Below are 12013 nucleotides of genomic sequence, written 5' to 3' on the forward strand. Positions count from 1 at the left end.
GGTAAAAGTAGTTTTGATGTTGTAATAAAACTAAAAAATGATAATTATAAAGTTAGTGGTTTAATTGCCATTTTTACTTATGATTTTAATATTTCAAAGGAAAATGCTGAAAACAATAATATTAAATTTTATACCTTGACAGATTATAATATTTTACTGGAAGAAGCTTTAAGAATGAAATACATTTCTGATAAAGATTTGCAACTATTAAAGGAATGGAGAAAAGCTCCTGAGAAATGGGGTAAATAGTACCTCTAAGAAAACTCTGCAAAATTAGATTCCTATCTTTTTGCGATATTTTCATCTTTGTATAAACGTAGCTATACGCAGAATTATTAATTGCTAAAAAATAAAATTACTTCCTTATATTCGAAGCATTTATTCTTTTGAAATACCTAACCCAGATAAACTGGAAAAGAATAACTGACTTCGTCTGTCGAAGATATGCTAAGTGTAATAAGAAGTAAGTACGTCTGTCAAAGACAGATTCACAGATTTCAAACTGCCTTTGGTATTTTGCTTTGTAAAAATTTATTATAGTAAATTACTTTTAATCTGTGAATCTGTGGCAGTTATTGTCCTTTATATATTTTCTGCCAAAAGATACACTAATATTAGAAATAAGATACTAAAACGATTATTCCTTGTTTCCCTTTTCTTCCTCGTTTCTTTTCAAAAGCTCATTAGAATTGGACATTATTCGCTTTGTAAGTTGAGGCTGTTCTTTGAGATTGCCCTTTGATATATTAAGAGCTTTTTTTGCCGAATTTAAGTTTTTTGTTGCAGTAAGTGCTGTTCGTACCGACCCTATCGACTTTACAGATTCAAACAATGCAGGAGATTGTTTGCATAATGACTTAACTTCATCATCCATTTTGAGGGTGTTTTTGCTAATGTTACCAACCTGCTCTTGAATATTTAATATTTTTTCAATTTCACCTTCTTTAAGTTTGTTTAATGATTTCTCCAAATCAAGAAGGTTTAAATTGGTTGAACGAGTTTTTGTGTAAATGCTAAAAGCTTTATTAACAAATTGGTCAATACTTGCTTCACCTGTATTTTTTCTTGGTTGTTTAATGGTTTTTTCCACTTGTGCATGTAATTCAGGAATGCCCAATAAACTAATAAAAACAACAATAATAGAATGTATTCTTAATGATTTCATAACAATTAATATTTTATTAATAAATGAGTAATATAAAAAACAGATATTAAAATATTTCAAATATACAATTTTAATTTTGAGTCCACTCAAAAAAGTCTTAAAATAATTTTCAGCTTCTTTTTACATCAAACTCTAAAGGGAGAAGTAGTTAAAAATCAGTACTCTCTTTAGAGAATGGGGCAATTCCTGATTTTCAAAACCTGCACTCATTACTTTTTAGAGTGAACTCAATTTTAATTTCAAAAAATTTCTTGGGATACTATTCTCTATTTTTGGAATCCATAAAAATTGTTACAGGTCCATCATTAATTAATGAAATATCCATTTCAGCACCAAATTCTCCGGTCTTAATTTCTTTGTTACAGCTTTGCTCTAATTTTTCTACAAAACTATTATAGATAGGAATAGCAATTTCCGGTTTTGCCGATTTTATGTATGATGGTCTGTTTCCTTTTTTTGTACTTGCATGAAGTGTAAACTGGCTAACTGCAAGAATTTCTCCTTCAATAGCATTCACCGATAAATTCATTACAGCATTTTCATCATCAAATATTCTCAGATTAATAATTTTTTTTACCAGCCAATCAACATCTTCTCCTGTATCAGCATTTTCAATTCCTACTAATACTAACAATCCTTTATCAATTTTTGAATAAATTTCATTTTCAATCAATACTGAGGCTTCTTTCACTCTTTGAATAATTACACGCATAACTTTAATTATATTGCAAAATTCAAAATACTTTTTTAAAAAAACAAAATTTTATGGAATAATTTTCATTTATTTTGCTGATGAAAAAATTATTTTAAAAAAAATTTGGTCAGTTAATTTTTTTGTTGTTCTTTTGCGAGTGAATACTAACTAACTTAATTGAGATGTTATCAAAAAGACAAGAACAAATAATCGAAGAGTCTGTTAGAATTATTGACGAAAAAGGGATACAGGGGTTTACTATTAAAAATTTGTCCAAGGCTATTGGTATTTCCGAGCCGGCAATATATCGACATTTTGAAAGTAAATTTCAAATTCTTGTTGAAATTCTTGATGGTTTTAATAATAAGATGCGTCATTTTGAACAGCAATTTATTAATAATAATGATAGTGCAATAGAAAAGATAGAAAAGATTTATCAAGGACATTTTGCTTTTTTTTTAGAGAATCCTGCAATAATTTCAGTAATTTTTGCTGAAGAAATTTTCAATAATGACAAAAGCTTATATAATAAGATCAATGAAATTCTTCAGATAAATGAGAATATGATTTTGAAAATAATTGGAGAAGGGCAAATAAATGGAGAAATAAAAAATGAAGTTGATAAAAATCAAATTACCATTATTGTTATGGCTTCATTACGCTTAATTGTAAAAAAATGGAAGCTAAGTTCATTTGCTTTTGACCTTAAAAAAGAAGGACAAAAATTATTTGAATCAATAAAAATATTAATTAAAAAGTAAAAAAACGTAAAATGAAAAAAATTATTAATTCCAAATTTTTATTTCTGTTTTTTATAGGAGTGTTTTTAATAACATTTTATCCTAAAGAAGCTAATGCTTGTGAAATTGAAATTGAAATAGTACAGGGTGAAAAAGAAATATATAAAGTAGGCGATATTATAGTTGTAAAAGTTATTGTAACATTAACTCACAGATCTTGCCCTATCTCTATCAAAAAAACCAAGTTTGAAATGAACGGCTTAAAAGTAGTTGGTGCCACGGATTGGAAACAAAATTCTACAATGGTTTTTGAAAGAAAATTAAAAATTGAAGTATTAAAAACCAAAGATAATAAAATGCAATTAAGTGCTATCAGAACTTGCGACAAAGATGGTGGATTCGGATCATTGATTATAAAAAATAAAAATTAATACTATGCTTTCTCATTCTAAAATAATTCCTTTTAGACTTATTATTTTTCTATTAATTACTTTGCTTTTTACTCCTAAAGTTTATTCTCAAGATGAAGATGAGTTTTCTGAATTTAAGACTATTGAAAATCAGGAGAATGGAGGTGAAGACGAATTTATGGAATTTGAACAAAGCAACGATGAGTTTGAACAATCAAATGATGAATTCAGCAATGAAAATTCGGATGTTGTTAAAGAAAAAGTTAGTTATACACGATTGTATTGGTCATTAGTAATACTTGCTTTTACTATTCTTGCAGGTTTTATGGTCAGGTATCGTGCAACTCGAAAGTTAAGATCAATATTTTTAATAGCATCAGTTGTAATTTTAGGATTTTACAGAGGAGGTTGTCCTGGTCCAATTTCAAGTTTTATGAATACATATTTAATGGCAATTGGTGTAGAAATTAATTGGCAGGCAATAATTTGGTTTCTTGGGTTAATCCCAATAACCTATATTCTTGGACAAGTATTTTGTGGTTGGATTTGCCATTTAGGAGCATTACAGGAATTTTTATTTATTCCTAAAATAAGTATTTGGAAAAGTACAAAAGCTCAAAAAATATTAAAAATTGTAAGAACAGTAGTCTTAATCGGTTTTTTAATTCAGCTAACATTTACTCATGTATTGCTTTGGAATAAAGTAGGTCCCTTTAAAGTTGCTTTCAATTTGTTTTCTGCAAATCTTGCAGGATACATTTTATTAGGAATTTTACTCCTTAGTTCAGTTTTTATTTATCGTCCTTTTTGTAAAGCGATTTGCCCCGTAGGTCTTTTATTGGGCTGGATAAGCAAAATTCCTGGTGCATCAATTCTTGGAATAAATAATTCTTGTATAGGATGTAAAAATTGTAACGATGCATGTAACACAGATGCAATAACAAGGGAAAACAAAACAAGTTATTTGGATAACACAAATTGCATTTTGTGTGGAGATTGTTTAGACTCTTGTAAAAGTAAAAGTATTTCATTTCACAGAAAAGGAAAAACAAATAATGAAAAAATTATTCTTAAAAGTATTAAAAAGTACAATAATAAGTAGTATTATCGTTTTTAGCTCGCTAAATGTAAATGCACAAATGCGTTGCAGAAGTATTTTAGGTTCACATCTTTCGCCAATTAACAAAGATATTCCTCTATTATGGGCAGTAGAAGGAACTATGGCTCCAGGAATAATGAGTAGTGTGGGAGATGCGGACAATGCTAAACTTAACGGAGGAATGATACTTGGAGCATTGGATTACACCTTTTTAAAAAAGCATCATTTTTATTTTGAAGGTGGTTTTAAAATATGGGAAAATTCAGAACTGACACCAAAAATAAGTGAGAAAAGCAAACATCTTGGAATACGTCAAGTTTTTTATAGTTTTAATGAAGAAAATACTAAAATAAAAGTCGGCTTACATGAAATGAAACTTGGTAATTATTTCCTTGTTGATGAAAGAGTTTTAGGAATTAGTGTTGATCAGCAATTCGGAGCTTTTTCTTTTCATCCTCGTGTAGGGACTGTTATTGATGATTTCGCACGTATGGGACGTTTTTGTGGAAACAGGCATCTTTACAATTTAATTACAACTGATTATACAGAAAAAATAGGAGAGAAAGGTGGAGAGACAAATTTAGCAGGAATAGTAATTAATTGGAATCCTTCTTTTGAAAAAGAAGTTGAAAGTAGTGATGATGAATTTTCAACATTTAATGAATTTGAAGAAAAGAAAGCATTGATAGTAGAGGATGTTGGAATTATTTTTTATCAAGAATTTGGTAAAATTATTCAAACCCACAAACAATACTTTGGTTCATTGGTAACTTTTAATTTACCTGCAAAATTTAATCTATTAGCAGGAGGTGTTTTTCAAAACTTGAAGTGGAATAATACCTTGGTTTATATTGCTGATATTAAAAGAATTTTTATTTGGAATTCTGGTGAGAACACTGAAATTGGTGGTGCTTTTATTGGCAAATATGATGTTGATAATAATGCAAAATTTCAACCCCTTTTCAGTAATTTATTTCTTGGTGAAATAATGCGTTTGGATGCAACAGATTTCCCTTTATGGAAAGCTTCTGTAAATCATGATTTTAAAGGTAAACTAAAATTTAACATGGGTATAAAAGCAGTTGGACAAATAGAAGGGAATAATACCTCTGAGATAGATTTTGAAACAGCCATTCAATTATTTGGACATTCAAAAATAACAGCAATTTTTAGTCATGTAAAAACAGATGCATTACCAAATGATATAAATATGCTAAGGCTTGAACTAAAAGTTGCTTTTTAAATTGTTGTAAACAAAAAAAAGATTAGTACAAGCATGTACTAATCTTTCAATAAATTAAAAAGGACGGTTTATTTGTTAACTATTATTTTTAACAAATTCGTCAACTCTTGATTTTCCGATAATCTCTTCTTTAAATTTATAATGTCCTGATGCTGTTTTTACAGGGACAATAACTCTTACAATTTCTGTGGCTTTTTTAAGACCAGCTATAACTTTCTTTGCCATGATTATTTAGTTTCTTTATGTAATGTGTGTTTTCTAAGAGTCGGGTTATATTTCATCAATTCTAACCGCTCTGTAGTATTCTTTTTGTTTTTGGAAGTAAAATATCTTGATGTTCCGGGTAAACCACTTTTTTTGTGCTCGGTACATTCAATGATTACTTGTTGCCTTCCGCCTTTACTTTTCTTTGCCATCTTTATAAAACTTTAATACCCTTTTTTTCTAATTCCATTAAATAATTATAAACACCTTTTTTATTCATATTTCTAAGAGCACTTGTAGAAATTTTAAGTGTTATTGTTCTATCTATTTCAGGTATATAAAATTTCTTAACCTGAAGGTTAGGATAAAATTTTCTTTTTGTTCTTTTGTTGGTTCTTCCTACATAATTACCAACAATTGCTCTTTTTCCAGTTAAATCACATACTCTTGACATAATAATCCGTTTTCTTTAAGGGGTGCAAATATCATATATTTTTTAATATCAACAAAATTATTAACAAATATTTTTTTTATTATCTTTTTGAAAAGATTTGTTTTGATAAAAAATTGGATATAAGTCTTTTGTACTGTAGTTTTATTCATTATTTTTTGTTGATTTTTAAATAGTGGCTATAAGAAAACTCGTATGTTTTTGACTGTTAGAATATTATGTGTATTTTGTCGCTTGAATCTAATGTCATAAAGTAGTTATTTGATTGTCATTAAGTTACAAAACCCAATGACAATTTAATGACAATTGAATGACTTTTACATTCACATCCATTATTAATTCAAAGCCCAAGTATAATTAGTAATACAAAGTTTTCTTAGTGCTACTAAATAGATAATTAATTATCAATTATTTTCTTCAAGTTCAGTTTTAAAATTACGGAATGCCCTAAAAATAGCAGATGCAATATAAACTTGTCCGATATCGGAAGTAAGGTATTTTCTTTCATTTGCATTTGATAAAAATCCTGTTTCTATCAAAACACTGGGCATTGTTGTTTCCCAAAGTACAAGAAAGCCGGCTTGCTTAACTCCTCTGCTCTTTCTATGTACTCTATTTTTAAACTGATCTTCTATTTTTGACGCAAGGTTGAGGCTTTGCTCTGTATAGGCATTCTGAACAAGGGAAAAAATTATATGTGCTTCAGGAGATGACGGATCAAAACCATCATATTTGTCAAGATAGTTTTCTTCCATTTTGATAACTGAATTTTCCTTCATAGCAACTGAAAGGTTTTTTTCGTTTTTATGAACACCCATTACAAATGTTTCTGTTCCATAAGCATTTGTTGATCTTACGGCATTGCAATGTATTGATATAAAAACATTGGCACTTTGGTTATTTGCAATTCTAGCTCTTTCATACAATCCTATAAAAACATCTGTTTTTCGTGTATAAATAACTTTTACGTCATCTAAATTTTCTTCAATTATATCCCCTAATTTTTTTGCAATTGACAATGCAACATCTTTTTCTTTTATTCCTGCCGATATTGCTCCCGGGTCTTTTCCTCCATGACCTGCATCAATAACAATTGTTTTGACATGAAATTTGCTATCATTTAAAGTTTGGAATGAACTAAAAACAAAAATAATTGAAAGTAAAATTAATATTCTATAATATTTCATATTGTTAATTCTATAAAAAACTAACTTTGAAAACCTTTATTAGTCTGCAAAAATAGTAAATAAAACAGCTTTTGAAATTACTAAAACATTTTTTTATCACAATATTTTTTTTAATCACTTTATCAATAGCCTTTGGGCAAAATGCTATTGTTGATTCAAACAATAGTATTTCAGTTATTTCCGACACTTTATTAGTAAATAGTCCTGATTCTTTATCAAATGAAAAAAACATTGGTGATTCCTTAATTAGTAAAGATGCAATAAAGTCAGTTATCAATTATTCTGCCAACGATTCTTTTCCTATTTACATGGAGAACAATATTATGACTCTTTACAAAAATGCAGTAATAACTTATGAAGAAATAAAAGTTGAGGCGGGAATAATAAAAATTGATTGGAATAAAAATCTTATTTATGCCTATGGATATTATGATAGCTTAGAAAAATATAAGGAAGCACCGGTTTTTACGGAAAGTGGGAAAGCATATAAAGCAAAAAAAATTATTTACAATTTCAAAACGAAGAAAGCAAAGATATTCAATCTTTATACTGAGGAAGATCAAAGTTATATTCATGGTGAAGAAGTAAAAAAAGATGAGAATAATGTTTTGTGTATAAAAAATGCAAAATATACTACTTGTAATTTAGAGCATCCTCATTTTTATATTGCAGCAACAAAAATAAAAATTTTAGAAAATAAAATTATTACAGGTCCTGCATATTTTGTAATTGAAGATATTCCATTACCTATTGGAGTTCCTTTTGGTTTTTTCCCTAAAAAACAAACACGCTCTTCCGGGATAATCCTTCCCTCTTATGGCGAATCAAATAATAGAGGTTTTTATCTGAGAGGATTAGGATATTATTTAGGAATCAACGATTATTTTGACCTTTTAATTAAAGGAGATATTTATTCAAGAGGTAGTTGGATGATGGATTTAAGTTCAAATTACAGTAAGAGATATAATTACAGGGGTAACTTTGGGATAAAATACGGACATAATAAATATGGAGACCCTGATGCATCGGATTTTCGTTTAGATAAAGATTTCTCTATCAGATGGACGCACAGACAAGACCCCAAAGCAAGACCAAATTCAAATTTTAGTGCAAATGTTAATGCAGGAAGTCAAAATTCTTTTAGAAATAATTCCATGAATGCTAATGAAATTTTGCAAAATAATCTTAGCTCTAATGTTACTTATTCAAAAACATTTGCAGGAACACCTTTTTCAATGAATGCTAGTGCTTCTCATAGTCAAAATTTATCCAACAACACTGTAAGTCTTACTGCACCGAACTTAAGTCTTAACATGAAAAGAATTTTTCCTTTTAGAGGAAGTGGAGTGAAAAAAAGTAAATGGTACAATGATATTGGCTTAAGTTACAATATGGATTTTAGAAATAATATAAATACTGTTGACAGCATTTTATTTGATGAAGCAACTTGGAGAGAATGGCAAAATGGAATAAAGCATAACATTCCATTGTCAACAAGTTTTAAAGTTCTAAAATATTTTTCAATTTCTCCATCGGTAAATTATGCGGGAAGAACATATTTTGAGAAAATTCATAAAACTTACTACAGCGAACATGATTCGGCAGTTGGAGACACAATTATCACCGAAACTTTAAATGGTGTTTATCACTTGCATGATGTTAGTGTTTCAGGAAATATAAGTACAAGAATTTATGGGATGTACAATATTAATAAATTGGGACTTATTGCAATACGTCATCTTGTTTCACCTAACCTAAGTTTTTCTTATCATCCCGATTTTAGCAATCCAGATTGGGGCTATTATCAGGAAGTTCAAACAGATACAACTGTAAATAATTTTGAAAAATATAATGCCTTTCAAGGAGCAATATTTGGTTCGCCATCTCCTTATAAGCAAGGTAATTTGAACTTCAGGATTCAAAATAATTTTGAAGCGAAAATTAAAACTAAAACAGATACGGCAACAAAAGAAAATACTAAAAAAATAAAGCTATTAGATAATCTCGATTTTTCAGGTCATTATAATTTTTTAGCCGATTCAATGAAATTATCAGATATTCGTTTTAATGGAAGAACAAGTCTTTTTAAAAATAAAATTAGTATTCAGTTTTCAGGAACAATTGACCCTTATCATATTACTAAAGACAGTTTTAGAATAGACAAATTAGCAATTTTTAATGGCTTCCAAGCAGGAAGACTTACACGGGGAAATATTTCTGTAAATGCCAGAATTAATTCACCTAAGAATAAAGACAATTCGGAACAAATAGGTTTTAATGGAATGCCTTATGGCAATTATGTGGATTTCGATATTCCATGGAATATTTCTTTTAATTACTCATTAAATTATTCAAACTATAGAGTGAGTAACGGAAAAGTAACAAATGCTCCGGTAATCAATCAAACGTTAACCTTTAGTGGAAATTTGAGTTTAACAAAAAAATGGAAGATCAATTTTCGCTCAGGATACGACCTTGAATTAAATAAGTTTTCATTTACATCATTTGATATTTATAGGGATTTACACTGCTGGGAAATGAGCTTTAGCTGGATTCCTTTCGGTTACAGACAAAGCTACATGTTTAAAATAAACGTAAAATCTGCAATCTTAAAAGACCTTAAGTTTGATAAGAAAAAGTATTATTACGATTATTAAAATGCTTTCAAATAAACAAAAAGAAGTACTTAGAGTACTTAAAGTGCCTAAAGTACTTAGAGTTAAAAACTAAAAACTAAAAGCTAAAAACTAAAAGCTAAAAACTAAAAACTAAAAGTTAAAATTTTAACAATTCAGCAAAAAGTTTCATAAATGCTTTCAAATAAACAAAAAGAAGTACTTAGAGTACTTAAAGTGCCTAAAGTACTTAGAGTTATGTGTTACGGATAACCAATGCTATTAAAAATTAAACCCAAGCAAAGAGTTTCATAGATGCTTTCAGATAAACAAAAAGAAGTACTTAGAGTACTTAAAGTGCCTAAAGTACTTAGAGTTATGTGTTACGAAAAAACAGATAAACAAATCACCAAATAAACAAATAAACAAATCATCAATTCCTCAAAAGCTTTCAGATAATGTAATTCTGCAAATTAAAGTAGTAGCAGTTTTATGCTGGATTTCTGGCATTAGATGAATTGCCGGCTAACCAGCCAGTTGAGTATGCAATTTGTAAATTATAGCCTCCTGTTTCAGCATCAAGATCGATAATTTCTCCTGCAAAAAATAATCCTTTCACTAGTTTCGATTCCATAGTTTTGGGTGATATTTCATTAGTGGGAATCCCTCCGGAAGTAATTATGGCTTCTTTAAAAGTTCGGTGCTTTGTGATTGTAAAAGGCATATTTTTAAGAAGATGCAATATTTGTTTTCGTTCTTTAGATGAAATCTGATGACATTTTTTGTCAAAATCAAATCCTAGAATTTCAATAAAAACAGTAATCATCTTAGACGGTAACCAATAACGGAAAATATTATTGATGTTTTTCTTTCCATGTTCATTAAGGTCTCGTATCAATCGCTTATCGAGTTTTTGCTCATCAAGAGCGGGCTTTAAATCGATGATGATTTCTACTTTGTTGTTCTTATGTAATTCGCAAACAACAATTCTGCTTAGGGTTAGAATAATTGGACCTGACAAACCGAAATGTGTAAATATCATCTCGCCAAAATCTTCAGCTACTTTCTTATTATTTACCCAAACGATAGCTTTTACATTTTTAAGACTAAGTCCTTTTAGCTTTTGTGCCACATTGCCTTCAGTTTCCAAAGGTACAAGTGCAGGCATAGCTTTTACAATAGAATGTCCTACACTTTCGGCTAACTCATATCCTTCTCCATTTGAACCTGTGGCAGGGTATGATTTTCCTCCTGTAGCTATTATCACATGTTTCGCCATTAGTTTTTGTCCGTTTACCTGAACAGCTTGTATCATGTTGTTTTCTACAATCAGCTTTTCAACTTTATGTCCGGTTTGGATTTCAACTTTTAGTTCCTTAACCCACTTTAGTAATGCTTCTAAAACATCTGAAGCTTTATTGTCATTGGGAAAGTAGCGTCCTCCTCGCTCTAATGTAGTTTCTACTCCATAGTTGTTAAGCAACTCAATTATATCTTCCGAAAAGTATTGTGAAAAGGCATTTCTTAAAAATTTTCCGTTAGGGTAAACATGTGTGATAAATTCAGCAATGGCTGCACTATTGGTAACATTACATCTGCCTTTTCCTGTAATTAGTAGTTTACGTCCTGCCTGACGCATTTTTTCAAGGATTAGAACCTTAGAGCCTAACTCTGCTGCTCTGCCGGCTGCCAATAAACCTGCAGGACCTGCTCCCACAACTATAACATCATATTTATTCATCTACTGCAAAGGTATCTTTTAATAAACAATATTTTAAAAGTGTATATGTTTTTGTTTCGAGCTTCAAAAATTTATAAACTCATCCCTACTGACTTCTTTATATTTTCACGCAAAGACGCAAAGAACGCAAAGAAGAATTGTTTAGCTGGTGATTTGTTTCAATAGTCATTTAGTGGTCATTTGCTTCGCTGTCATTTAATTGTCATTAAGTTGTTTATTTGGTGATTTGTTTATTTGTTTGAGGATGCAAGATACTGTTGACTCCTTTATAAAAAAACTCCACCATACCGTCATTGCGAAGGAGGAACGACTGTGGCAATCTGATGAGTAGGAGTAATTTCTCGCAAAGACGCCCCGATACAGTCATTCTTCCTTATGGGGCAAGCAAAGAACGCTAAGAAGAATTGTTTATTTGTTTCAATAGTCATTTAGTGGTCATTTGCTTCGCTGTCATTTAATTGTCA

Annotated in this window: 13 protein-coding genes; 6 read left to right on the plus strand and 7 right to left on the minus strand. The window is 29.5% G+C overall.

Features of this window, described 5'->3' with window-relative positions:
- On the plus strand, positions 1-249 hold a 249-nt coding region (locus U9R42_08060; GenBank protein MEA3495974.1), incomplete at its 5' end, for an orotate phosphoribosyltransferase.
- 388 nt (positions 250-637) lie between these two features.
- Here U9R42_08060 and U9R42_08065 read toward each other — a convergent pair.
- Positions 638-1165, minus strand: a complete 528-nt coding sequence (locus U9R42_08065) for a hypothetical protein (GenBank protein ID MEA3495975.1) — start codon at positions 1163-1165, stop codon at positions 638-640.
- Between the two features lie 259 nt (positions 1166-1424).
- Positions 1425-1877, minus strand: coding sequence for a D-aminoacyl-tRNA deacylase (gene dtd / locus U9R42_08070; GenBank protein ID MEA3495976.1), 453 nt, complete (start codon positions 1875-1877; stop codon positions 1425-1427).
- Positions 1878-2041: 164 nt separating this feature from the next.
- Here dtd and U9R42_08075 point away from each other — a divergent pair, with 164 nt between their 5' ends.
- Genes U9R42_08075 through U9R42_08090 form a run of 4 tightly spaced genes read left to right on the plus strand, consistent with a single transcriptional unit; the run spans position 2042 to position 5351 of the window.
- Entirely contained in the window at positions 2042-2620 is a 579-nt protein-coding gene (locus U9R42_08075) for a TetR/AcrR family transcriptional regulator (GenBank protein MEA3495977.1), read from the plus strand.
- 11 nt (positions 2621-2631) lie between these two features.
- Positions 2632-3030: a hypothetical protein gene (locus U9R42_08080; protein MEA3495978.1), complete on the plus strand. Its 399-nt coding sequence runs from the start codon at positions 2632-2634 to the stop codon at positions 3028-3030.
- A 4-nt stretch (positions 3031-3034) separates the two neighbouring features.
- On the plus strand, positions 3035-4111 hold the full coding sequence (locus U9R42_08085) for a 4Fe-4S binding protein (protein MEA3495979.1): 1077 nt from the start codon (positions 3035-3037) through the stop codon (positions 4109-4111).
- Positions 4065-5351, plus strand: a complete 1287-nt coding sequence (locus tag U9R42_08090; protein MEA3495980.1) for a hypothetical protein — start codon at positions 4065-4067, stop codon at positions 5349-5351. Before U9R42_08085 ends, U9R42_08090 begins: the two co-directional genes overlap by 47 nt.
- A gap of 75 nt (positions 5352-5426) precedes the next feature.
- On the opposite strand, the gene U9R42_08095 is transcribed toward U9R42_08090, so the two are convergent.
- The 4 genes from U9R42_08095 to U9R42_08110 all read right to left on the minus strand — a co-directional run bounded on the left by U9R42_08095 (position 5427) and on the right by U9R42_08110 (position 7193).
- Complete coding sequence (locus tag U9R42_08095) at positions 5427-5576, minus strand: DUF4295 family protein (protein ID MEA3495981.1); 150 nt, start codon at positions 5574-5576, stop codon at positions 5427-5429.
- A 2-nt stretch (positions 5577-5578) separates the two neighbouring features.
- The gene (gene rpmG, locus U9R42_08100; GenBank protein ID MEA3495982.1) at positions 5579-5767 is read right to left on the minus strand and encodes a 50S ribosomal protein L33; all 189 of its coding nucleotides are present in this window, start codon (positions 5765-5767) and stop codon (positions 5579-5581) included.
- Between the two features lie 2 nt (positions 5768-5769).
- Positions 5770-6009: a 50S ribosomal protein L28 gene (rpmB, locus tag U9R42_08105; GenBank protein ID MEA3495983.1), complete on the minus strand. Its 240-nt coding sequence runs from the start codon at positions 6007-6009 to the stop codon at positions 5770-5772.
- Between the two features lie 401 nt (positions 6010-6410).
- Positions 6411-7193, minus strand: coding sequence for an N-acetylmuramoyl-L-alanine amidase (locus tag U9R42_08110; GenBank protein MEA3495984.1), 783 nt, complete (start codon positions 7191-7193; stop codon positions 6411-6413).
- Positions 7194-7264: 71 nt separating this feature from the next.
- Between U9R42_08110 and U9R42_08115 the strand changes: the two genes are divergently transcribed.
- Positions 7265-9850, plus strand: coding sequence for a putative LPS assembly protein LptD (locus tag U9R42_08115; protein ID MEA3495985.1), 2586 nt, complete (start codon positions 7265-7267; stop codon positions 9848-9850).
- Between the two features lie 448 nt (positions 9851-10298).
- Here U9R42_08115 and U9R42_08120 read toward each other — a convergent pair whose 3' ends face one another.
- A complete protein-coding gene (locus U9R42_08120; protein MEA3495986.1) occupies positions 10299-11549 on the minus strand; it encodes an NAD(P)/FAD-dependent oxidoreductase in 1251 nt (416 codons plus the stop codon).
- Positions 11550-12013: the final 464 nt, after the last annotated feature.

The organism is Bacteroidota bacterium, assembly GCA_034723125.1.
GTDB lineage: Bacteria > Bacteroidota > Bacteroidia > CAILMK01 > JAAYUY01 > JAYEOP01.